At 70.3% G+C, this 22132-nt stretch carries 21 protein-coding genes, 1 tRNA gene and 1 pseudogene; 21 read left to right on the top strand and 2 right to left on the bottom strand.

Translation table 11 applies throughout. The features are described from left to right. The first annotated feature begins 227 nt into the window (after positions 1–227). From ACIQ9G_RS10650 to ACIQ9G_RS10585, 14 genes are all read left to right on the top strand, one after another. A complete protein-coding gene (locus ACIQ9G_RS10650; protein ID WP_403608796.1) occupies positions 228–1082 on the top strand; it encodes a helix-turn-helix domain-containing protein in 855 nt (284 codons plus the stop codon). A gap of 91 nt (positions 1083–1173) precedes the next feature. Next, positions 1174–1563 carry an ATP-binding protein gene (locus ACIQ9G_RS10645; RefSeq protein WP_403608115.1) on the top strand — a complete coding sequence of 130 codons (390 nt, stop codon included), beginning with the start codon at positions 1174–1176 and terminating at the stop codon, positions 1561–1563. Between the two features lie 172 nt (positions 1564–1735). Then, complete coding sequence (locus tag ACIQ9G_RS10640; RefSeq protein ID WP_403608113.1) at positions 1736–2587, top strand: sigma-70 family RNA polymerase sigma factor; 852 nt, start codon at positions 1736–1738, stop codon at positions 2585–2587. Then, positions 2584–3405: an integrase gene (locus ACIQ9G_RS10635; RefSeq protein WP_403608111.1), complete on the top strand. Its 822-nt coding sequence runs from the start codon at positions 2584–2586 to the stop codon at positions 3403–3405. The genes ACIQ9G_RS10640 and ACIQ9G_RS10635 overlap by 4 nt, the downstream gene beginning before the upstream one ends. Positions 3406–3541: 136 nt before the next feature. Then, positions 3542–3889, top strand: coding sequence for a hypothetical protein (locus tag ACIQ9G_RS10630; RefSeq protein WP_403608109.1), 348 nt, complete (start codon positions 3542–3544; stop codon positions 3887–3889). 5 nt (positions 3890–3894) lie between these two features. Further along, complete coding sequence (locus ACIQ9G_RS10625; protein WP_403608107.1) at positions 3895–5253, top strand: FtsK/SpoIIIE domain-containing protein; 1359 nt, start codon at positions 3895–3897, stop codon at positions 5251–5253. 87 nt (positions 5254–5340) lie between these two features. Further along, a complete protein-coding gene (locus ACIQ9G_RS10620; protein ID WP_403608105.1) occupies positions 5341–6054 on the top strand; it encodes a DUF2637 domain-containing protein in 714 nt (237 codons plus the stop codon). A gap of 13 nt (positions 6055–6067) precedes the next feature. Further along, positions 6068–6247 carry a mobile element transfer protein gene (locus ACIQ9G_RS10615; RefSeq protein WP_403608103.1) on the top strand — a complete coding sequence of 60 codons (180 nt, stop codon included), beginning with the start codon at positions 6068–6070 and terminating at the stop codon, positions 6245–6247. Between the two features lie 15 nt (positions 6248–6262). Next, positions 6263–6418 carry a hypothetical protein gene (locus ACIQ9G_RS10610; protein ID WP_403608101.1) on the top strand — a complete coding sequence of 52 codons (156 nt, stop codon included), beginning with the start codon at positions 6263–6265 and terminating at the stop codon, positions 6416–6418. A gap of 19 nt (positions 6419–6437) precedes the next feature. Next, a complete protein-coding gene (locus ACIQ9G_RS10605) occupies positions 6438–6743 on the top strand; it encodes a SpdD-like protein (protein WP_403608099.1) in 306 nt (101 codons plus the stop codon). 101 nt (positions 6744–6844) lie between these two features. Further along, the gene (locus ACIQ9G_RS10600) at positions 6845–8221 is read left to right on the top strand and encodes a replication initiator (RefSeq protein ID WP_403608097.1); all 1377 of its coding nucleotides are present in this window, start codon (positions 6845–6847) and stop codon (positions 8219–8221) included. Continuing rightward, entirely contained in the window at positions 8221–8391 is a 171-nt protein-coding gene (locus tag ACIQ9G_RS10595; protein ID WP_403608795.1) for a helix-turn-helix transcriptional regulator, read from the top strand. Before ACIQ9G_RS10600 ends, ACIQ9G_RS10595 begins: the two co-directional genes overlap by 1 nt. Further along, a complete protein-coding gene (locus tag ACIQ9G_RS10590) occupies positions 8388–9761 on the top strand; it encodes a tyrosine-type recombinase/integrase (protein ID WP_403608095.1) in 1374 nt (457 codons plus the stop codon). Before ACIQ9G_RS10595 ends, ACIQ9G_RS10590 begins: the two co-directional genes overlap by 4 nt. Positions 9762–9950: 189 nt before the next feature. Beyond that, complete coding sequence (locus tag ACIQ9G_RS10585; RefSeq protein WP_403608092.1) at positions 9951–10805, top strand: nuclease-related domain-containing protein; 855 nt, start codon at positions 9951–9953, stop codon at positions 10803–10805. Between the two features lie 64 nt (positions 10806–10869). On the opposite strand, the gene ACIQ9G_RS10580 is transcribed toward ACIQ9G_RS10585, so the two are convergent. After that, positions 10870–11244 carry a hypothetical protein gene (locus tag ACIQ9G_RS10580; protein ID WP_403608090.1) on the bottom strand — a complete coding sequence of 125 codons (375 nt, stop codon included), beginning with the start codon at positions 11242–11244 and terminating at the stop codon, positions 10870–10872. A 624-nt stretch (positions 11245–11868) separates the two neighbouring features. Beyond that, positions 11869–11940, bottom strand: a tRNA-Arg gene (locus tag ACIQ9G_RS10575). A gap of 126 nt (positions 11941–12066) precedes the next feature. On the opposite strand from ACIQ9G_RS10575, the pseudogene ACIQ9G_RS10570 reads away from it, so the two are divergent. The 7 genes and pseudogenes from ACIQ9G_RS10570 to rho form a co-directional block, all read left to right on the top strand. Beyond that, a pseudogene (locus tag ACIQ9G_RS10570) lies at positions 12067–12570 on the top strand (response regulator); the annotation flags it as partial. A 463-nt stretch (positions 12571–13033) separates the two neighbouring features. Then, positions 13034–14218 (top strand): ArgS-related anticodon-binding protein NrtL, encoded by a 1185-nt coding sequence (nrtL, locus tag ACIQ9G_RS10565; RefSeq protein ID WP_403608088.1) that lies wholly within the window; start codon positions 13034–13036, stop codon positions 14216–14218. A gap of 18 nt (positions 14219–14236) precedes the next feature. Next, positions 14237–15628, top strand: a complete 1392-nt coding sequence (lysA, locus tag ACIQ9G_RS10560) for a diaminopimelate decarboxylase (protein ID WP_403608086.1) — start codon at positions 14237–14239, stop codon at positions 15626–15628. Positions 15629–15876: 248 nt separating this feature from the next. Then, the gene (locus ACIQ9G_RS10555; protein ID WP_403608084.1) at positions 15877–17169 is read left to right on the top strand and encodes a homoserine dehydrogenase; all 1293 of its coding nucleotides are present in this window, start codon (positions 15877–15879) and stop codon (positions 17167–17169) included. 6 nt (positions 17170–17175) lie between these two features. Then, positions 17176–18234 (top strand): threonine synthase, encoded by a 1059-nt coding sequence (gene thrC / locus ACIQ9G_RS10550; RefSeq protein ID WP_403608082.1) that lies wholly within the window; start codon positions 17176–17178, stop codon positions 18232–18234. A 495-nt stretch (positions 18235–18729) separates the two neighbouring features. Beyond that, positions 18730–19659, top strand: coding sequence for a homoserine kinase (thrB, locus tag ACIQ9G_RS10545; protein ID WP_403608080.1), 930 nt, complete (start codon positions 18730–18732; stop codon positions 19657–19659). Between the two features lie 409 nt (positions 19660–20068). Continuing rightward, on the top strand, positions 20069–22075 hold the full coding sequence (gene rho / locus ACIQ9G_RS10540; RefSeq protein WP_403608079.1) for a transcription termination factor Rho: 2007 nt from the start codon (positions 20069–20071) through the stop codon (positions 22073–22075). Positions 22076–22132: the final 57 nt, after the last annotated feature.

The following is a 22132-nucleotide window of genomic DNA, read 5'->3' as shown; positions in this document are numbered from 1 at the left end:
CCCGGCCGCTGTGGGTGCGTCGTCGTTCGGGGTTGGGGGGGGGGGGGGGGGGGGGGGTGGGGGCGGCGGGGGCCCACCCCGGGGGGGCGCCCCCCCCCCCCGCCACGCGCCCGCGCTGTGCGCGGGCCTTGAACCAGTAGGGAGAGTTTGAATCACGTCTGCCCCGCTGGTCGTTGACGATCTTCCTGGGGCTGATGGTCACTGGCTCGTGGTGTAGAACCCTGGGTATGGGGAGTGAACGGCGCGAGCGGATGAGGGTGCTTGGGGCACGTCTTCGCGCTCTACGTGCAGATGCCGGTCTGACGGGTGCTGCTCTGGCGCAGCGGGCCAGAGTGGGGCAGCCGACCGTCTCCAAGGTGGAGAACGGACGCATGGTTCCGAGTCTCGATGTGCTGGACCGGCTGTGTCGGGCGCTCGGGCTCGAAGAGTCTGCTGCTTGTGAGGTGCGCGGGCTGCTGACCGCGGTTGAGGCTGCGGGGGAGATCGATTCCGGCTCTGCTGAAAGTACTGTTGCGGGTGCCGTCGTAGATGAGGCGGTCCGCGGTGCTCGGCTGGTGCGCTCCTTTCAGTGTGTGATCCTGCCGGCCATGCTCCAGAGCGCCGAGTATGCCCGTCACGTCTTCCAGGCGTCGCCGGAGCTGGACGCTGAGGCAGTCGGCCGCGCCGTTGCTGCTCGGGTGGAACGGCAGAGCCTTTTGTACGAGCCGGGGCGCGAGTCGGTGTTCGTGTTGACCGAGGCGGTGTTGCGGACATGGCCTGGAACGCCATCGCTGATGCTCGCCCAGCTTGATCGGCTGCTGGCCATCGAGAGTCTGGATACGGTGCGGCTTGGGTTCATCCCGTGGCGCCGGCCGGTGCCGGTCTTGCCCCGCCACGGCTTCACACTCTGCGACCGGCGGAGCGTCGTGGTGGAGGCGTTTCCGGAGGAGCGAGTCTCGGTCGAGGAAGATGATCTCGCTCTGTACGAGGAGATGTTCAGCCGCTTCGAGGGGGCTGCCGTCTTCGGGGGTGAGGTGCGGGACCTGCTGTTGCAGGTGATGGGGGAGTTTCGTGACCTGGAGGCGGCCCGCGTCACTCGGTAGAGGAATAATTCCTCTACATGCCTAGAGCGGTGCGGCATGTAGGAATACTCTCTCCTCGTGCTGTCTAGCCCTCTAGACGAGGAGTGTCTACGTGCTGACCAAGTGGTGCCGCGCCTTCCCTGGCCTGCCGGAACAGGTTGCCGAAGCTCGTCACTTCGTAGCTGCCTTACTTGGGCACTGGTGTTGCGCCGACGAAGGAGTACTGGTCGTCGGGGAGTTGGCGGCCAACGCCGTGCGTCACACCTTGAGTGGCAAGCCTGGGGGGTGGTTCCTCGTAGTCGTCGGCTTCGGCGCGGACTTCGTGCGCATCGAGGTGATCGACCAGGGCGGCGACGGTGTGCCGGCAGTGCGAGAGGTGACCGGGCTGGATGAGGGTGGCCGCGGGCTGACGTTGGTGGCGGCCTGCGCTAAGGAGTGGGGGGCCAAGACTCTGCCGAAGGGCTCCTCGGTGTGGGCGGATCTGGTGTGGGAGGGAGCGTGAGCGCGTCCGGTGTGCTCGTCCTCGGCCGCCGCGTGGGCGGGTAGGGGTGAGTCCTCGGGGGGTGCCTCGGCGTCGCTCTGGTCTCTACGTGCTAGGTGTTCGTTCCGGACGGCGACTCCCGCCTGTTTCGTCTAGGGGCCTAGACTCCTGGGTGAGCCCAGGAGGTGAGGACATGTCGGACGAGTTGCAGCGGATCATGGCGATCGATGATCCGTACCTGCTCCTGCGTGAGGTCACGAATCGGTTGGCTGACGCGCAGCAGGAGGTCACGGAGCTCGCTCGGCTGCGGCGCCGTGTGGTGCAGGATCTTCACGCCCAGGGGCTGTCTTACGCGCAGATCGCGGCCAAGGCTGGCCTCAGTCGCGGACGCATCCACCAGATCCGCCACACCGGCCCAGCGCCCGAGGGGGCGTTCCTCGGAACCGGTGCCGTCGTCGTAGCGACTCCGCTGCGGCGGGACGACGAACGGGGGCGCACGGTCGTCGCCGTGGACGACGTCAGTTCCGGCAAGCGCCTGGAAGACCTGGCGCGGTCGTACGGGCTCGACGTCACCTCCGAACATGTGCCGGTGAGCGGAGAGATCGATCTGAACCGCAACGGCCTGGTCGTCGTCTGCGGGCCGCGCATGTCCCAGGACATGTGGGACACCTACGCGCAGGACCCCGTGTTGCACTGGGAGCGGGCGGAGGACGGGCCCTGGACGGTCGTGGACCGGCTCACCGGCACCGTGCACCGGTCGGGGCAGGACAGTGATCCGGCCCGACCATACGACCTCGGCTATCTTGGCCGCCTGCCGCGCCCGGACGGCAAGGGCTCGCTCCTCGCTATCGCCGGTATCCACACGCAAGGATCGCTCGGCGTCGTCCAGTTGCTTGCCTCTGATCTGAACTCACTGTGGGGGCAGGTGGGGGAGCACCGGTTCTCCACGCTGGTGGGCGTCGAGTACGACCCGGAGACCAGTGAGCCGCGGTCCGTCGAACTCGTCTGCCCGCTCTACCGGCACGACGAGGAGACGGCACCGTGAGGGTCACACTTGGCGCGTCCCCGGCCACGCCGGGCAGTGAGAACGAGGACTTCGCCGCTGCCGCCTCGGGTGCCGCAGTACTCCTCGACGGTGCCGGCGTGGCGGGTGCGGAAACGGGGTGCGTGCACGGCGTCGCCTGGTTCTCCGGAACGCTGGGAGCACTGCTGCTCAGAACCATCACCGCGCGCCCCGCCTGGTCGCTCGCCGAGTGCCTTGCCGACTCCATCCGTGTCGTCCGCTCGCTTCATGAGGACGTCTGCAACCTGGAATACAGGGCCAGTCCGACCAGTACGGTCATTGCGGTCCGGGCTCATGACGGGGTGCTAGAACACCTCGTGCTCGGTGACTCCTCGCTGCTCCTCGCGGAGCGGGGCGGAAGCACTGACGTGCTCACTGATCGGCGCCTGGACGAGGTTGGCGCGCGGCTACGCGGAGCGGTCAACGAGCTGCCCACCGGTTCGCCGGAACATGCCGCCGCTCTGGCCGAGTACCGGGACGCCCTGACGTCTCTTCGCAACCGGCCGGGCGGCTTCTGGATCGCCGGCCCCGATCCGCTCGCGGCCGAGCACGCGCTGACCGGGACGGCGCCGTTGGGCTCCCTGAGGTCCGTGACGCTGCTGAGCGACGGGGCGACCCGTTTGGTGGATCGCTTCGAACTCGTGTCGTGGGACGAGACCTTGGCGATTCTCAACTCCACAGGCCCAGATGAGCTGATCCGCCGGACCCGTGTAGCGGAGACCGGTGATGCCGACGGCCGACGCTGGCCGCGAAGTAAGGCGCACGACGACGCCACCGTGGTGCACTGGGAGCTCTCGTAGCGCGCTGACCGACTCCCGGCCGCACAACTCGTATACCCCCCTAGACAGTTGGGCGGGTCGCCCCTTTTGCTGTCTAGGGGGGTATCCAGTTCGGCTCGGCGTCCGCGACTGGGCGCCCGATCACGTGAGGTACACAATGCGCGTCATCCCTGTGGACACTTCGGCCGCCACTCTGCTGGTGACCAAGCTGCCCGAGATCAAGGTGAAGGACCGGCAGACGGGCGAAGTGGCCGTGGACCCGGTGACCAACGACCGGCTCATGGTCCTGGAGCTGGTGTTCATCGCCGAGGGCGGTTCGGACATGATCAAGGTCACCGTTCCTGAGAAGGGCATCGGGGAGGGCTTGGTCATGGGCACGCCGGTCTTCCTGACCGGCCTGGTGGCACGGCCGTGGGAGAGCGAGTTCGGCGGCCGCGCCCGGCACGGGATCGCCTACCGGGCCGACGCCGTCATGGTCGGCACTCCGGCGACTGCGAAGGGCTGAGCGTCATGACCGATGCCCTGTGGGTTCTGATGCTGTTACTGCTGACGGTGGCCGTGCTGGTCGTGGTGCGCCGTCGGCTGCCGGTCCTGTTCTGGTGGCTGGTCGGATATCCGGTCGTCATGCTGCGGGTGCTCTGCTCGTACCGGGCCACCATGGATGCCTGCGGTCTGACGGTGCCCGCCTCCCCCGTACGCCGGGCCACCGCCCGGATGATGGGGCGGCAGGCGGCTCCCGTACCGCCCCGCCGGTCGCTGCCGTGGCCAACCGGGTCCGGTCTCGTGATGCGGCTGCGCATGGCGACCGGGCAGGCGCCCGAGGACTTCACCGCCGCGGCCGACCGGCTGCGGCACGCCTGGGGCGCGCACGCTGTGCACGTCCGCCCCACCAAGCCGGGGCGGCTGGAACTGCGGCTCGTCGGCTGGGACGTCCTCGCCGACGTCCGGCCCGCTCGTCGGTGGCTGCAGACCGGTCCGCTGTCCCTGCCGCTGGCGCTGCGTGAGGACGGGCACCGGCACGTCCGGGACTTCCGCACCGTGCCGCACGAACTGATCCTCGGCGCCACGCAGTCGGGCAAGTCCGTGTATCTGCGCAACCTGCTGTGCGGGCTGGCCCGGCAGCCCGTCGCGCTCGTCGGTATCGACTGCAAGTGGGGTGTCGAACTGGCCCCGTTCGCGCCCCGTCTGTCGGCACTCGCCGATACCTCGGACCGTGCGAACGACCTCTTGGATGCCCTGGTGGAAGAGATGGAGGCGCGGTTCCGCCTGATCGGTGTGACGGGCGGGACCGGTCCGGACGCCGTGCTCACCTCGGACGTGTGGGGTCTGCCGGAGAAGCTGCGGCCGGTGCCGGTCGTGGTCGTTGTCGACGAGGTCGCCGAACTCTTCCTCGCCGCGAGCAAGGACGACGAGAAGCGGCGGGACGCCATGGTCACCAAGCTCATCCGGCTGGCCCAGCTCGGCCGCGCGGCCGGCATCTACCTGGAGGTGTGCGGGCAGCGCTTCGGCGCCGAACTCGGCAAAGGCGCCACCATGCTGCGCGCCCAGCTCACCGGGCGGGTCTGCCACCGCGTCAACGACGAGACCTCCGCCAACATGGCACTTGGTGACATCGCGCCCGAAGCGGCGCTCGCCGCGACCTCCATCCCGGCCGAACGGCCCGGCGTCGCGGTAGTCGGCGACTCCTCCGGCGGTTGGTCCCGCGTGCGCTCGCCTCACCTCACCCTCGACGACGCGGCGGCCGTCTGCCGAGACACTTCGGGCCTGGTCCCGGAACTGCCGCGACTCGACTCCTTCCGGCCCGTTGTCGCCATGAAGCCCGCCGGGCCTTCCCCTGCCGTGCCCACCGCTCGCCCGGTGACCGAGTAACGGCGCTTCTTCTCCCACGGTCGGCGTGACCGCCTCGCGCCACGTCCCTACCCCTCCCATGCCCGAAACCGGAAGGAAGCCGAGTCGATGCGAGCCCACCTGGCCCGAGTGGACGCCGTAGTCGTCCAGGCCGTCATCGCGGGCGCACTGTCCTTCTCCCACCTGCACGACCTCGCGGCAGCGGCCGGACAGGGCGGCTGGAAGGCGTGGGCCTACCCCGTGAGCGTCGACCTGCTGCTGGTCGCCGCCTGGCGCCGGATGGGCCAGCAGCAACGAGCGGGGCAGGCGGCCGGGGGAACGCGGCTGTGGTTCCTGGTGGCCCTGGCCGCATCCCTCGGTGCCAACGTCGCCACCGCCGGGCTCCTCGACCTGGGCCACGTACCGGCTTCGCTGCGCGTGGTCGTCGCGGGCTGGCCCGCAGTCGCCTTCTTCGGCGGAACGCTGCTGGCCCACGCTCCGCATGGTCCGCAGGCGCCGGCGGCCCCGGCCTTCTCCTCGACGGCGGACACGGATGCGGAGCCGCACCCCGCCCCGGTCGCCTTCGACGGGACCGACCGCGACGCGCTTCCGGCGCCCTCCACCAACCCCCAACCGGCTCCGGAGCCCACCGCCGAACCGTTCGCCACTCCGACCCCGGCACCCGCTCCCGCCGTCTCCCTGCCGCCCGTCCTCGTCGACCGGGTCCGGGCCCTGGCCGAGGAACACCGCTCGGCCACCGGCCACCCGGCCGACCCCGACGCCGTACGCGCTCGGCTCGGCCTGCCCCCGTCCATGACCCCGTCCGTCGCCGCGCACCTCTGAGAGGAGCACCACCGTGAACCGGCGCTTCCGCAACGTCCCCCGCATCGGCCCCGTCAACGTCGCCTCGTACGTCGACCGCGGCCGCAACCGCCACTTGGCCGCCTGCACCGCACCCCGCTGCGACTTCTCCGCCGAGTACGACAGCCGCGCCGCCGCCGAACTCGCCGCCCGTACCCACCGCTGCCCGGCCTGACAGGAGACCACCGCGATGGACGTTCCGCTCTGGCTCGCCCTGCTCGTCGTCGGCGTCCTCGGCGTCAAGCTCATCCGCCCGCCCTGGTGGCTCATCGCCGTCCTGCTCGTCGGCGGCTACCTCCTCGCCGACAGCCTGCTCGCCCCCCTCATCGACAACGTTCTCAAGTAACCCCAAGGGAGATCCGTTCATGCTCCGGCCGAAGATCCCGACCATGCCTCAACCCAGCGGCCTGGACACCCCGTCCGCCGTTGTCGAGCCCACCACCATCACGCCACGCGTCCCGGCTCCGCTACCGGCCACCGCAGCCCCGGCCCCGTCCCGCCCGGCCGTCCGGCTCACGCCCGGCGCCGTGCTCGCCGTCGTGGGCAGCGGCACCGCCGTAGTCCTGGTCGTCGGCGCCGTCCTGCTCAGCATGCTCCTCGCCGTCGCCATCACTGCCGCGTCCGTGGCCGTGTGCGCCCTCGTCATCTGCTCCGTCCTCAGCCGGCGCTGACTTCATCGCTTCACCCGCCCGGCCTACTCACGCTGTCTAGCCCCCTCGACAGGCCGGGCGTCTGCACCGCACGCCCCTCTCTTGCAAGGAGGAACCCGCACATGCGCCCTGCGGCTCCGACCGCAGCCATCCGCCAGCTGGCAGCACTCGCCCAGCATGGCGACCTCAGGTCCTACGCACGCCAGATCCACAGCCTCGGCGGCTGTGAGCGGCGCGTCCGGATGGAGGGCCGCCGGTTCGATGTCCACGCCACCACCGGTGAGATCGTCCGTGAGATCGCCGACCGGGACCTTCCGGCCGGGCAGCTCCTCATCCGCTGCAACAACCGCCGCGCCACCCGGTGCGCCTCCTGCGCCGAGATCTACCGCAAGGACACCTTCCACCTGGTCACCGCCGGCCTGAGCGGCGGCAAGGGCATCGGGTCGGCCGTCGCCCAACACCCGCGCGTCTTCGCCACGTTCACCGCTCCGTCCTTCGGCCCCGTCCACAACCGGCCCGGCGGCGGGCGGTGCCGTTGCGGGCGCCTCCACCCGGACGACGACCCCGCCCTCGGCACGCCCCTGGACCCGGACCGCTACGACTACCGCGCGGCTGTCCTGTGGAACGCGCACGCCGGGGCACTGTGGGGCCCCTTCACCACCTACCTGCGCCAGCAGCTCGCTTCCCGCGCGGGCCTCAGCCGTTCGGCACTGCGTCACTGCCTCAAGGTCTCCTACGCCAAGGTCGCCGAATACCAGAGGCGCGGTGCCGTCCACTTCCACGCGGTCATCCGCCTCGACGGCCCGGACGGCACCGAGGACGCCCCGCCCGCGTGGGCCACCACGGAACTGCTCACCGACGCCATCCGCTCGGCGACCAGGATGGCCGAGACCCCCGGCCCCGTCCTCGACGGCCGCGCGTACGCCTTCCGATTCGGCGAGCAACTCGACATCCGCCCCATCCGCTCCGCCGACTTCGCGGGTACCTCGGACTTGTCCAGCCGCGCCGTGGCCGCCTACATCGCCAAGTACGCCACCAAGGGAGCCGAGACCGCAGGCACCCTGGACCGACCTATCCGCAACCCCATCACGGACCTGATCGGTTCCGGCGTCACCGATCACGCCCGGCGGATGATCCTCACCTGCTGGCACCTTGGCGCCCTGCCCGGCCTCGAAGCCCTGCGCCTGCGCAAGTGGGCCCACATGCTCGGCTTCCGCGGCCACTTCTCCACCAAGTCCCGCGCCTACTCCGTCACCCTCGGCGCCCTCCGCCAGGAACGCGCCGACCACAACGAAGCCCTGGCCCGGGAACGCGCCGCCGAGGCCGGCCACCCGCTGCCCGACCCGGACACCGTCCTCGTCCTCTCGCACTGGGTCTTCGCCGGGACCGGACTGACTGCTGCGGAAGACCTCATCACTCATGGCGTCCCTTCGCCTGCAGCCCTAACAGACGACGACACGGAAGGAGTACCGACGTGGACCACCGACGCGACGAGCTGATGACCGTGCCCCAGATCCTCGACGAGCTGGGCGGTATCTCCCGGCGGACCTTCTACCGCTGGCGCGAGTTGGGCCATGGGCCGGCAGCTTTCAAGCTGCCCAACGGTGAGCTGCGAGTCTGGCGGAGCGACTTCACCACCTGGCTGCGGCAGTTGGAGGCAGCGGCGTGAAGTCACTCGACGTGAAGGTGTGGGGCGTGCGCAAGCGCGACACCAAAACGCCTTCGTACGGCGTCCGCTGGTCTGTGGCGGGCAACGTCTTCTCGGAATCCTTCCGCACCAAGGCACTCGCTGATCACTACCGCACGAAGCTCATGCGTGCGATGCGCGACGGCGAGGAGTTCGACACGGCACGCGGCCTCCCGGCCTCGATGGAGGAGCAGAAGTCGGTCGTGTCCTGGTACGACTTCGCCCTCAAGTACCTCGCGATGAAGTGGCCCCACGCCGCTCCCAACACACGGGATGGCATTAACGAGTCGCTCACCAGCGTAACCGTGGGGCTCCTCGGTGAGCGCGCCGGACGGCCGTCCGACGAGGCGATCCGCAAAGCGCTCCGTAACTGGGCTTTCGTACTGCCGGGACCCGATGACCGGGAAGTCCCGGACGACGTGCGGAACGTTCTCCACTGGGTGTCTAAGGCGTCCCGGCCGCTCGCCGATCTCGCTGAACCGGCCACGGCTCGCGCGGTCCTCGACTCGCTGAAGCTCAAGCTCGACGGCACGGCGGCAGCGGCGGAGACCGTGCGGCGCAAGCGTCGGACGCTCGTCAATGCCGCGAATTACGCCGTCGACCTGGGGGAGCTGCGTGAGAACCCCATCGCGGCTGTCCGCTGGCAGAAGCCGAAGGTGTCCAACCAGGTCGATCCTCGCGTCGTCGCCAACCCGGAGCAGGCTCGCAGTCTCCTGGCGGCCGTCTCCTACGTGGGCGGGTACCGGCGTGCTCGCGGGCGTCGCCTCGTGGGCCTGTTCGCCGCCATGTACTTCGGTGGCCTCCGGCCGGCTGAAGCGGTCGGCCTCGTCGAGACGGACCTCGTCTTACCCGAGCAGGGCTGGGGATCGGCTCTCCTCCACCGGACTCGCCCCTCTGTGGGCAAGCAATGGACCGATTCGGGGGAGACCCACGACGACCGCGGGTTGAAGAACCGACCGACCGAGGACGTCAGGCGGGTGCCTATCCCGCCTCACCTCGTCGCCGTGCTCCGTGAGCACCTGGCCACCTTCGGGACGGCCGACGACGGGCGGTTGTTCTTCAGTGAGAAAGGCTCGGTGGTCCCGTCCTCGACGTACTACCGCGTCTGGCAGGAAGCTCGGCTGCTCGCACTGCCGCCAGCCGTCGCGGCCTCGCCGCTCGCGAGCAGGCCGTACGACCTTCGGCACTCGGCGCTATCGACGTGGCTCAACGCCGGGGTTGATCCCACCGAAGTCGCCGAGCGTGCTGGCAACAGCGTTGAGGTCTTGCTGACCCGGTACGCGAAGTGCCTCGACGGTCGGCAGGACGTCGCCAACCGCCGCATCGAGGACCTGCTCCGCGAGTACGAGTAAGACAACCTGCACCCACCCCGAGGCCCTAGGCATGCCGCCTGGGGCCTCCCTCGTTTCGTGCCCTACCTGCGGCGACGCTTGATCCGGACAGAGCGAACTGAGCCGCGCCGTGTGCGCTGCGGTCTTGTGGCCTCGTCTCGCTTGCTGCTGGCATGTCGCCAACGTCAATGGGGGAGTACAGGGGGCCTTGTGGAGCTTCACGTCACACGCTGGAAGCGGTACGGACATGACCGTCTCTACGCCAACCTGCCCGATGGCACCGCGGTCGGTTGGGTGGACGTCACGACGGGGGACATCACGGTCTTGCGGGCCGAGTATCGCGACGACGTGATCGCCGTGCTCACACGGCACCTACAGAACCTCGCTGAGCCTGTCCCGCCAGACAGGGCGCCGGAGACTCAGGCGCGTCCGATGCTGCCACCTCTGACGCCGGCCGACGACCTGGCCATCAACCCTCCCGGACGGGCCTTACGTGACTTGCTCGACGAATCCGGCCCGGGGCTGATGGAGCGAGTCGTCTCACGGCTCCTGCGGCGGACCTCGGAATGGGACCGCTGGCGAAAGGGATTGGCGGGGGAGCGGCGAGTGGGAGCCGAGCTGAACCGTTTAGGGCGCCACGGTTGGCGTGTCCTGCACTCCATCCCATTGGCCAACAAAGTGGATGTCGATCACTTACTGATCGGGCCTGGTGGGGTGTTCAGCATCAATACGAAGCACCACCATAAGCGGGCCGTATGGGTGGGGGACGATTCCGTCATAGTCGATCACGGAAAGCCTGCGCCCTATGCACGCAAGAGCCGGGCGGAGGCCAAGCGGGTCGGCCGAGTGCTTGAGCGTTATTGCGACTTCCCGGTCCCGGTGGAGCCGGTGCTCGTCTTCGTGGGTGTCACCGAGCTGAAGGTGGTCGCTACGCAGCTCGATGTCCGGGTGTACCAGGAGCGCCAGGTATCGGCACTCGCTCCGCTCTCAGGCGTTCTCACGGCCGACCAGGTGGAGCAGGTGTACAGCGTGGCTCGCCATCGGCAAGCTTGGAACAATGCCTGATGCGCCTCAGCGAAGCGCCAGTTTGCCTCGGCCGCGTGTTGTGGCGCTGATCGGTGGCCGTGGTTCACGCGTCCCAGCGAGTGGTGATGGCTTCCGCGACGCTGAAGACCTCGTCGCACTCGGCGCACTGTGCTTTGCCGAAAACGTAAGTCAGCTTATGCGCGACATCGGTCTGGCCATCTGCCAGTGCGCGACTGTGGAGTCTTTGGGCCAGCCCCTCCAGGGTCGAGGCGTCCGCAGGCTGTAGCGGCACCTTCTTTGCCGCGGTGTCGTTCATGTACATGCTGTCCGTCGTCGAGAAGCAGCCGTACTCGCCGAAGGCTATGAAGTTCTCTGCACTGCACGAGGGGCAGGAGACTTCGTATTCGTCGTCGTTCAGGCCGTCGAGCTGTTCGCCCCAGATCTCGACGCCCTCGAAGCTGATGAGCGCGGCCAGCAAGTAGACGTAGTGCCGGGGTCGTCGCCCAGGGTCTGATCTCGAAGGGCTTCCTCTGTCAGTTGCGCCAGGTCGGACATCTCCGAGGCGTACGCCACGTGGGGATCTTGCTCACCGTATGGCTGATCAGTGCTGGCCGCGATGGCGCCGGCCAGCACGAGTGGCATCTGCCTGTCAGCGGGTGACCACTGGCGTGCCCTGTCTCGCAGGATTGGCAAGGCCGCGTGACTTGCTGAGTAGACGGTGCCCTGATGACACAGTCGGGACCAAAGTGCGGTCCAGCCTGAATCGTTTGCTGCCGGGCTCACTGCGTCGAGCAGGCCGGGAATGTCTTCTGCCGTGCCGTAGGCGTGGTGGAGTTGGGACCAGTCCGTCATGACAGCGATCTAAGCAGTCGGCACCGCAGGCTTCACGGCTGGGGCCGCGCCAGTTGTCCTGTCATCGAGGAAAGCCAAGCCGAGCGCCGGAAGGGGAAACGACCTGCGGCGATGCCCCAAGATCCCGTCCACGCCTCGTCCACGGACCCCGACATACGGCCGCTTCGGGCCGCACACGCCTGCACAAACGCGAAGACCCCGGCCTCAGCGTTTCCGCTGGTGACGGGGTCTTTGGGCACCTCATGAAGGGTGCCCCCGGCAGGATTCGAACCTGCGCACACGGCTCCGGAGGCCGTTGCTCTATCCCCTGAGCTACGGGGGCGTGTCGGGTGCGCTGTGTGCGCGGCGACGGGTAGAACACTACCAGCTCCGCCGGGGTGGTCATGAACGTTTTCCGCTCTGCTCGCCTCGGGGGTGTGTCGGTGCGGGGTGGTGTCCCTCGCGGGGGTTGGAAGTGGGGAAACGCCGGACGCGGTGGGCGGTCTGGACCTACTCTCGAGTTGTGCCAGGCGCTTCGGGGCGGGTGCTTGTTGTGGACGACAACAAGGTCATCCGGCAGCTGATCAGGGTCAATCTCGAGCTGGAGGGGCTCGAGGTCGTGACCGCGGCGGATGGTGCCGAGTGCCTTGATCTCGTGCACCAGGTGCGGCCCGATGTCGTCACCCTCGATGTCGTCATGCCGCGGCTCGACGGGCTTCGTACCGCCGCTCGGCTCCGTGCCGATCCACGGACCCGGGATCTTCCGCTCGCCATCGTCAGCGCCTGTACGCAGTACGAGGTCGAGGCCGGTCTCGACGTCGGGGTCGACGCCTTTCTCGGCAAGCCGTTCGATCCCTCCGAACTTGTGCGGACTGTTTGGGAGTTGATCGGTCGGCGGGGGAGGGGGATCGGAGCGGTTCCCGGCGGGGGGCCCGGGGCTGTCGGGGGTGCTGCGGGCGCTGGTGCCAGTGGGACGCCTGGGGAGTTCGCTTCAGGCCAGTTCGTTGCCGATTCCGCTCCCCTCACCCCCGGTCCCCTCGACTCCGGTGACAGCCATGAGGTCCAGGGCACTCATGGCACCCGTGACACCCATGACAGTCAAGAGGGTCACGACAGTCATGAGGCTTCGCACGCTCAGCAGGCCGGGCCTGTCGGCGGCTGACGCTCCCCCGGGTCGGCCGGCCAGTCGGTCAGTCGGCCAGTGGCTCCCGCGGTGGCGCCCTCTCGGCGTCGGCGTCACGCACCGACCACCCCCGGCCCCGCGTCAATCTTCATCCCGCACCCACCCTGGTCCCATGCCAACCCTCGTCCCGCACCGACCCTTGCCTCCGCCAGCCCCATCCGCAGCCCGCCCCGCGTCCACATCCGTCCACATAGCGGACCCTCCGCCAAATCGGCTCGCCCACCCACCCCCCTCCTCCCCTACGCTTGTCCCCGTGACCCCCGTCGAGCTCTCCCGTACCGTGCTGCGCGCGGTGCGTCGTGCTGTCGAGGACGGGGAGCTGAGTGTGGCCGTGCCGGAGCGGGCCCTCGTGACCGTTCCCGGGCCCGGTGGGTGCGGTGACTACGCCACCAATGTCGCCCTTCAGCTCGCCCGCCCGGCCGGACAGCCGCCTCTGCGGGTCGCCGAGATCCTCCGGACCCGCCTCGTCGGCCTCGGCGGCATCACCGACGTGACCGTCACCGGGCCCGGGTTCCTCAACATCAGCCTGGACCGTTCCGGGTCCGCTCCTCTCGTCGAGGAGATTCTGCGGCGCGGGCCTCGGTACGGACACGCCGACCAGCTCACCGGGCAGCTGTACCAGCTCCACTGTCCCCGGGACGTACGCGCCGTCGTCGTCACGGACGTGGTCGCGCGGCTGCTTCGTTCGCAGGGCGCCCTGCTGCGGAGCAGTTGCGAGGGCCCGCCGCTGCCGGCGTGGGAGGCCGTGCTCGGGGTCGATCTGGATCTCTGGAGGCGGAGCGGTGACCCGCCCTCCCCTCTCGACGTCAACATCCGTCCGGTTCCCGCCCCCGCCGATCCCGTTCCCCTCGGGCGGGACGCCGGGCGGTGGGCCCTGCTCCATCCCGCAGCCCACGACCGGCCGCGCATCGGCGACGAGCACCTCGTCCAGCGTGAGAGCAACCCTCTCTTCCGCGTCCGGTACGCCTGTGCCCGCACCCGGGCCCTCGGCCGCAACGCCGCCGACCTCGGCTTCTCCTCCCAGCCCGGCCCGCTGGTCTTCCGGGCGACGACCGACGAAACGACCTTCGAGTCGCGGGCTTCGTCCCCCGCCCGCGCCCCCTTCGACGTCTCCTCCGACACTCCCGCAGACGTCTCCTCCGACACCCCCTCCGAGCCCCCCGGCGCCCAAGCCGCCGCCGCGGTTCTTCTCACCGCCCTCGCCGACCATCCCCGGGTCCTGGCCCAGGCGGCTGCGCACCGGGCGCCCGACCGGCTCGCCCGGCATCTCGTGAGCGTCGCGGATGCCGTGCTGCCGTTCCTGCCCGGCGTGCTTCCGCTGGGGGAGGAGAAACCCTCGGCCGCCCACCGTGCCCGGCTCGCGCTTGCCGAAGCCGCCGGGGCGGTGCTCGCCGGTGGCCTGTCCCTGCTCGGCATCGACGCACCCGAACATCTCTGAGAGAGCGCACTACACGTCATGAGCCGTTCCGCACACCCCGCCGGGCCCCGTCACGCCGATGTCCTGCCCGAGGGCCACTACTCCGCCCCGCCCGCCGACCTCAACGCCCTCGACCCCAAGGTGTGGGCCCAGACCGTCGCCCGTGACGAGGACGGTGTCGCGACCGTCGGCGGACTTCCCGTCACGCGGCTGGCCGAGGAGTTCGGCACGCCCGCCTACCTCCTCGACGAGGTCGACTTCCGGGCCCGGGCGCGTGCCTGGCGCACCGCCTTCGGCCACGACGCCGACGTCTTCTACGCGGGCAAGGCGTTCCTGTCCCGCGCGGTCGTGCGGTGGCTGGACGAGGAGGGGCTCAACCTCGACGTCTGCTCCGGCGGCGAACTGGCCACCGCCCTGTCCGCCGGCCTGGACCCCGACCGCATCGCCTACCACGGCAACAACAAGTCCGAGCAGGAGATCCGGCGCGCGATCGAGGTCGGCGTCGGCCGGATCGTCCTCGACTCCTTCCAGGAGATCGTCCGGGTCGCGCACATCGCGCAGTCCCTCGGCAAGCGGCAGCGGGTGCAGATCCGGGTCACGGTCGGCGTCGAGGCGCACACCCACGAGTTCATCGCCACGGCCCACGAGGACCAGAAGTTCGGCATTCCGCTCGCCGGCGGCCGGGCCGCCGAGGCGGTGCGCCGCGCCCTCCAGCTCGACGGGCTCGAACTGATCGGCATCCACAGCCACATCGGATCGCAGATCTTCGACACCTCGGGCTTCGAGGTCGCGGCCCACCGGGTGGTGGGGCTGCTGAAGGACATCCGGGACGAGCACGGCGTCGAGCTGCCCGAGATCGACCTCGGCGGCGGCCTCGGCATCGCCTACACCAGCGACGACGATCCGCGCGAGCCGCACGAGATCGCCAAGGCGCTCAACGAGATCGTCTCCCGCGAGTGCGACGCGGCCCGGCTGCGCACCCCCCGCATCTCCGTCGAGCCCGGCCGCGCCATCGTCGGCCCGACCGCCTTCACGCTCTACGAGGTCGGCACCATCAAGCCCCTCGAGGGACTGCGCACCTACGTCTCCGTCGACGGCGGGATGTCCGACAACATCCGGACCGCGCTGTACGACGCCGCCTACAGCGTCGCCCTGGTCTCCCGTTCCTCCGACGCCGAGCCGATGCTCGTCCGGGTGGTCGGCAAGCACTGCGAGAGCGGCGACATCGTCGTGCGGGACGCGTTCCTGCCCGCGGACCTGGCGCCGGGCGACCTCATCGCCGTACCCGCCACCGGGGCGTACTGCCGTTCCATGGCGAGCAACTACAACCACGTGCCGCGCCCGCCGGTCGTCGCCGTCTCCGACGGTGCGGCCCGGGTGATCGTCCGCCGCGAGACGGAGGAGGACGTGCTGCGTCTCGACGTCGGGTGACCGCCCCGGTCGCGGCTCCATTCGGGTGGGGGCCCCGCTGGGGACCCCGGCCGGGCAGGGGGGTCCGGGAGAGAGGCGGGGACGGGGGAAACCGGAGAATTTCCCGTTCCGGAAGGTCCCGGAAGATCTCCTGTCGGGCGACCCTGCGAAAATGAAATAAACGTCTCACGATCCGGACAAAGGATAGAAACTCCGGTCCGGTGAGTGAGACTGGTCCAACCGTAGACGGTGAGAGGAAACGAGGTCGGATGATGCGTACGCGTCCGCTGAAGGTGGCGCTGCTGGGCTGTGGGGTTGTCGGCTCAGAGGTGGCGCGCATCATGACGACGCACGCCGACGACCTCGCCGCCCGTATCGGCGCCCCCGTGGAGCTCGCGGGGGTCGCCGTGCGCCGGCCCTCCAAGGTGCGCGAGGGAATCGACCCGGACCTCATCACCACCGACGCCACCGCCCTCGTCAAACGCGGCGACATCGACGTCGTGGTCGAGGTGATCGGCGGCATCGAGCCCGCCCGGACCCTCATCACCACCGCCTTCGAGCACGGTGCCTCCGTCGTCTCCGCCAACAAGGCCCTGCTCGCCCAGGACGGTGCCGCCCTGCACGCGGCGGCGCAGGAGCACGGCAAGGACCTCTACTACGAGGCCGCCGTCGCCGGTGCCATCCCGCTGATCCGGCCGCTGCGCGAGTCCCTCGCCGGCGACAAGGTGAACCGGGTGCTGGGCATCGTCAACGGCACCACCAACTTCATCCTCGACAAGATGGACTCCACGGGCGCCGGGTATCAGGAGGCCCTCGACGAGGCCACCGCCCTCGGGTACGCGGAGGCGGACCCCACCGCCGACGTCGAGGCCTTCGACGCCGCCGCCAAGGCCGCCATCCTGGCCGGCATCGCCTTCCACACGCGCGTCCGGCTCGACGACGTCTACCGCGAGGGCATGACCGAGGTCACCGCCGCCGACTTCGCCTCCGCCAGGGAGATGGGCTGCACCATCAAGCTGCTCGCCATCTGCGAGCGGGCGCGGGACGGCGCCTCCGTCACCGCGCGCGTGCATCCCGCGATGATTCCGCTCAGCCACCCGCTGGCCTCCGTGCGCGGCGCCTACAACGCGGTGTTCGTCGAGTCGGACGCCGCCGGACAGCTGATGTTCTACGGGCCCGGCGCCGGTGGTTCGCCCACCGCCTCCGCCGTGCTCGGCGACCTCGTCGCCGTCTGCCGCAACCGGCTCAGCGGCGCGACCGGCCCCGGCGACTCCGCGTACGCGGCCCTGCCCGTCTCGCCCATGGGCGACGCGGTCACGCGCTACCACATCAGTCTCGACGTCGCCGACAAGCCGGGCGTCCTCGCCCAGGTCGCCACCGTGTTCGCCGAGCACGGAGTGTCCATCGACACGGTCCGCCAGCAGGGCAAGGACGGCGAGGCCTCCCTCGTCGTCGTCACCCACCGTGCGTCCGACGCCTCCCTGAACGGGACCGTCGAGGCGCTGCGCAGTCTCGACACCGTGCGGGGTGTCGCCAGCATCATGCGGGTTGAAGGAGAGTAACCAGCAATGACCCACCAGTGGCGCGGAATCATCGAGGAGTACCGGGACCGGCTGCCGGTGTCCGACAGCACGCCGGTCGTGACGCTCCGTGAAGGCGGTACGCCCCTCGTCCCCGCTCAGGTGCTCTCCGAGCGCACCGGCTGCGAGGTCCACCTCAAGGTCGAGGGCGCCAACCCGACCGGCTCCTTCAAGGACCGGGGCATGACCATGGCCATCAGCCGGGCGAAGGAGGAGGGGGCCAAGGCCGTCATCTGCGCCTCCACCGGCAACACCTCCGCCTCCGCCGCCGCGTACGCGGTACGGGCCGGCATGGTCTCCGCCGTCCTCGTCCCGCAGGGCAAGATCGCGCTCGGCAAGATGGGCCAGGCCCTCGTGCACGGCGCCAAGATCCTCCAGGTCGACGGCAACTTCGACGACTGCCTCACGCTGGCCCGCTCCCTCAGCGACAACTACCCCGTCTCGCTGGTCAATTCGGTCAACCCGGTACGCATCGAGGGCCAGAAGACGGCCGCCTTCGAGATCGTCGACATGCTCGGCGACGCGCCCGACATCCACGTCCTGCCGGTCGGCAACGCGGGCAACATCACCGCCTACTGGAAGGGCTACCAGGAGTACGCCGCCGACGGCGTGTCCCGGCGCACGCCGCGCATGTGGGGCTTCCAGGCCTCCGGCAGCGCCCCGATCGTGCGCGGCGAGGTGGTCAAGGACCCCGCGACCATCGCCACCGCGATCCGGATCGGCAACCCGGCCTCGTGGACGTACGCCCTCGCGGCGCGCGACGAGTCGGGCGGCCTCATCGACGAGGTGACGGACCGTGAGATCCTGCGCGCCTACCGCCTGTTGGCCGCCCAGGAGGGCGTCTTCGTCGAGCCGGCGTCCGCCGCGTCCGTGGCCGGCCTGCTGAAGGCCGCGGAGCAGGGCAAGGTCGACCCGGGCCAGCGCATCGTGTGCACCGTTACCGGAAACGGCCTGAAGGACCCCGACTGGGCCGTCGCCGGCGCCCCGCAGCCGGTCACCGTCCCGGTCGACGCGGCGACGGCGGCCGAGCGCCTGGGCCTCGCCTGACCCGCGCGGTCCGGTCCGTCCGGAAACGCCCGGTCCGGGCCCCGCGGGCCGGAAACGCCCCGTCCGGACGGCCGGGCCTGAACGCCCGGTCAGTACGTCCCGCTCGCCCCGGCCGGTGAGGCCGGCCGCGCGGCCGGTGCGAACCGCCGATCCGCACGGCCGCTCCGTACGGTCGCGTTCGAACGGTCCGTGCTGGTCCGTGCCGGTCCGCGCGCCCGGTTCCGTCCGGTCGCGCGACCCCGTGACGTCCGGGGGCGGTCCTCTCCCGAGGACGCCCCGGCAGGGGTGCACGGGGGGCTTACGACACGCATCGTGCGCCTCCCGTGCGCCCTATGTCGCCACAGAACCTTCCTTCGATAGGCTGTACTGAACCCGCCCGCCGCATATGCCCTCGCAGGGCGTGCGGTCCCGCGCCGTCTGTGCGGTCCGAGGGTCCCCACACTCCCGTATCCATCGAATTTCATTCGACCGCAGCTCAAGGAGAGTCATCGAGCGATGGCCGGTCCAGCGTTCCGCGCCGCCGCCGTCCGGGTGCGCGTCCCCGCCACCAGCGCCAACCTCGGCCCGGGCTTCGACGCCCTCGGCCTCGCGCTGGGGCTCTACGACGACGTGGTCGTCCGGGTGGCCGACTCCGGGCTGCACATCGACATCGCGGGCGAGGGCAGCGAGACGCTGCCCCGCGACGAGCGGCACCTGCTCGTACGCTCCCTGCGCACCGCCTTCGACGTCCTCGGCGGGCAGCCGCGCGGCCTGGAGATCGTCTGCGCCAACCGCATCCCGCACGGCCGCGGCCTCGGCTCCTCCTCCGCCGCCATCTGCGCCGGCATCGTCGCCGCCCGCGCGGTGACCATAGGCGGCGAGGCCAGGCTCGACGACGCGGCCCTGCTCGAACTGGCCACCGAGATCGAGGGACACCCCGACAACGTCGCGGCCTGTCTGCTGGGCGGGTTCACCCTGTCCTGGATGGAGGGGGGAGCGGCCCGCGCCATCAGGATGGAGCCCTCCGATTCCATCGTTCCGGTGGTTTTCGTGCCCGGGAAGCCGGTGCTCACCGAGACCGCGCGCGGCCTGCTGCCGCGCACCGTGCCGCACGTCGACGCGGCCGTCAACGCGGGCCGCGCCGCCCTGCTCGTCGAGGCTCTCACCCACCGCCCCGAACTGCTGCTCCCGGCCACTGAGGACCGCCTCCACCAGGAGTACCGTGCCCCGGCCATGCCGGAGAGCACGGCGCTGGTGGAGCGGCTGCGGGCGGACGGCATCCCCGCGGTGATCTCCGGCGCCGGGCCCACGGTCATGGCGCTGGCCGACGCGGACACCGCCGACAAGGTGGAGCGCCTGGCGGGCGCGGACTGGGCCGCCAACCGGCTGAATCTCGACCTGCAGGGAGCCGGCGTGCTGCCGCTCACGGCTGCCGGCATGGATTGAAAAACGGCCGCTTGCCGGATTTCGAGAGGGGGAATGTTTGTTGGATCCGGTAGTGTTAACCTCAAGTCTGCACCCGACCCCACCATGGCGAGGTGCTTCGTGTCCCCGTCCGGGACAGACATTCTTCCGGGAGCCCCCCAAGCCGCACTGTGTGGTGTACCTCGTACCTGGGCAGTACGTCGTACGGCGACACTGAGCGGTCCGCCGGGCACGCTCCGGAATCGGTGCGACCACGCCACGTGACACCGGGTGCCACGGCTCGTCGGGGAAGCACCATCACCAGAAATCTCTTCCGCCGCTTTGGCGGACCACCGCCCCGGCACGGTCCACACACCAAGGACCGAAGCCGGACAGCACAACCGGTCGCCGAGCCAGACAGGCCGACGTCCGCTCCAGGGAAGGACCCTTCGTGAGCGACACCACCGATCTGATGGGCGCACGTGTCGAGGAGACCGCTGCCGCGCCCTCCACGGACGCCTCCGCGCCTGCCGGCGGTGCCGGCTCCCGGCGGCGCCGCGGTACCGGCCTCGAGGGCATGGTGCTGGCCGAGCTGCAGCAGGTCGCATCCGGCCTCGGCATCAGGGGCACCGCGCGGATGCGCAAGAGCCAGCTGATCGAGGTCATCAAGGAGGCGCAGGCGGGTGGGGGCGCCGCCCCCGCGAAGGCCGCGGCCCCCGCCGGGGAGGGCGAGACCAAGCCGAAGCGCCGGACCACCTCCCGCACCCGTACGGGCGACGAGGCCGCCGCGGAGAAGAAGAACGCGGCCGAGGCGTCCGCCGACAAGGCCGTGGCCCAGCAGCAGATCGAGATTCCCGGCCAGCCGGCCGGGGGCCCCACCCGCGCGGGCGAAGCCGAGCGCGGGGGAGACGACACGCCGGGCGAGCGCCGCCGGCGCCGCGCCACCGCCGAGGCGGGCAGCCCCGAGACCGTCGCTGCCGAGGCCAAGGGCGAGGCGAAGGCCGAGACGTCCGCGCAGCAGCAGGGCGACGCCGGTGAGGCGGGTGCCGAGGGCCGCCGCCGCGACCGCCGTGAGCGCGGACGTGACCGTGAGCGCGACCGTGAGCGTGGCGACCGCCGCGGCAAGGGCGACGACCAGCAGGGCCAGGGCGGCCAGCGCCAGCAGGGCCAGCAGCAGGGCGGCGGCCGTCAGGACCGCGGCGGACAGCAGGACGACGACGACTTCGAGGGCGGCCGCCGGGGCCGTCGCGGCCGTTACCGCGACCGCCGTGGCCGCCGTGGCCGCGACGAGGTCCAGGAGCCGCAGCTCACCGAGGACGACGTGCTGATCCCCGTCGCGGGCATTCTCGACATCCTCGACAACTACGCCTTCATCCGCACCTCCGGCTACCTGCCGGGCCCGAACGACGTGTACGTCTCCCTGGCCCAGGTCCGCAAGAACGGCCTGCGCAAGGGCGACCACATCACCGGTGCGGTCCGCCAGCCGAAGGAGGGCGAGCGCCGCGAGAAGTTCAACGCGCTGGTCCGTCTCGACTCCGTCAACGGCATGGCGCCCGAACACGGCCGCGGCCGACCGGAGTTCAACAAGCTGACCCCGCTCTACCCGCAGGACCGCCTCCGCCTGGAGACGGACCCGGGCGTGCTGACCACCCGGATCATCGACATGGTGTCGCCGATCGGCAAGGGCCAGCGCGGTCTGATCGTGGCCCCGCCGAAGACCGGCAAGACCATGATCATGCAGGCGGTCGCCAACGCGATCACCCACAACAACCCCGAGTGCCATCTGATGGTCGTCCTCGTCGACGAGCGTCCGGAAGAGGTCACCGACATGCAGCGGTCGGTCAAGGGCGAGGTCATCTCCTCGACCTTCGACCGCCCGGCCGAGGACCACACCACGGTCGCCGAGCTGGCCATCGAGCGCGCCAAGCGCCTCGTCGAGCTCGGCCACGACGTGGTCGTCCTGCTCGACTCGATCACCCGCCTGGGCCGCGCGTACAACCTCGCAGCCCCGGCCTCCGGCCGCATCCTGTCCGGTGGTGTCGACTCGACCGCGCTGTACCCGCCGAAGCGCTTCTTCGGTGCGGCCCGCAACATCGAGGACGGCGGCTCGCTGACCATCCTCGCCACCGCCCTGGTGGACACCGGGTCCCGCATGGACGAGGTGATCTTCGAGGAGTTCAAGGGCACCGGCAACATGGAGCTCAAGCTCGACCGGAAGCTCGCCGACAAGCGCATCTTCCCCGCGGTGGACGTCGACGCGTCCGGCACCCGCAAGGAGGAGATCCTGCTCGGCAACGAGGAGCTCGCCGTCGTCTGGAAGCTGCGCCGGGTGCTGCACGCGCTCGACCAGCAGCAGGCGATCGAGCTGCTGCTCGACAAGATGAAGCAGACCAAGTCGAACGGCGAGTTCCTGATGCAGATCCAGAAGACGACCCCGGCGCCGGGCAACGGCGACTGACGCTCGCGCTTCACCGGCATCGTCCGCGAGGGCCGCTCCCGCTGTGGGGGCGGCCCT

The sequence above is a fragment of the Streptomyces sp. NPDC096152 genome, from assembly GCF_044763235.1.
Lineage (GTDB): Bacteria > Actinomycetota > Actinomycetes > Streptomycetales > Streptomycetaceae > Streptomyces.
The sequence above is the reverse complement of the archived record's forward strand: the minus strand, read 5'-3'. Positions and strand labels throughout refer to the sequence as shown.

What these genes read in the sequence shown, in the direction of transcription:
- ACIQ9G_RS10605 (WP_403608099.1), top strand. Translation starts at nt 6,438, where the DNA reads ATGCTCCGGCCGAAGATCCCGACCATGCCTCAACCCAGCGGCCTGGAC.
- ACIQ9G_RS10630 (WP_403608109.1), top strand. Translation starts at nt 3,542, where the DNA reads ATGCGCGTCATCCCTGTGGACACTTCGGCCGCCACTCTGCTGGTGACC.
- ACIQ9G_RS10610 (WP_403608101.1), top strand. Translation starts at nt 6,263, where the DNA reads ATGGACGTTCCGCTCTGGCTCGCCCTGCTCGTCGTCGGCGTCCTCGGC.
- ACIQ9G_RS10600 (WP_403608097.1), top strand. Translation starts at nt 6,845, where the DNA reads ATGCGCCCTGCGGCTCCGACCGCAGCCATCCGCCAGCTGGCAGCACTC.
- ACIQ9G_RS10625 (WP_403608107.1), top strand. Translation starts at nt 3,895, where the DNA reads ATGACCGATGCCCTGTGGGTTCTGATGCTGTTACTGCTGACGGTGGCC.
- thrB (WP_403608080.1), top strand. Translation starts at nt 18,730, where the DNA reads ATGGCCGGTCCAGCGTTCCGCGCCGCCGCCGTCCGGGTGCGCGTCCCC.
- lysA (WP_403608086.1), top strand. Translation starts at nt 14,237, where the DNA reads ATGAGCCGTTCCGCACACCCCGCCGGGCCCCGTCACGCCGATGTCCTG.
- ACIQ9G_RS10620 (WP_403608105.1), top strand. Translation starts at nt 5,341, where the DNA reads ATGCGAGCCCACCTGGCCCGAGTGGACGCCGTAGTCGTCCAGGCCGTC.
- ACIQ9G_RS10595 (WP_403608795.1), top strand. Translation starts at nt 8,221, where the DNA reads ATGACCGTGCCCCAGATCCTCGACGAGCTGGGCGGTATCTCCCGGCGG.
- ACIQ9G_RS10555 (WP_403608084.1), top strand. Translation starts at nt 15,877, where the DNA reads ATGATGCGTACGCGTCCGCTGAAGGTGGCGCTGCTGGGCTGTGGGGTT.
- ACIQ9G_RS10650 (WP_403608796.1), top strand. Translation starts at nt 228, where the DNA reads ATGGGGAGTGAACGGCGCGAGCGGATGAGGGTGCTTGGGGCACGTCTT.
- thrC (WP_403608082.1), top strand. Translation starts at nt 17,176, where the DNA reads ATGACCCACCAGTGGCGCGGAATCATCGAGGAGTACCGGGACCGGCTG.
- ACIQ9G_RS10640 (WP_403608113.1), top strand. Translation starts at nt 1,736, where the DNA reads ATGTCGGACGAGTTGCAGCGGATCATGGCGATCGATGATCCGTACCTG.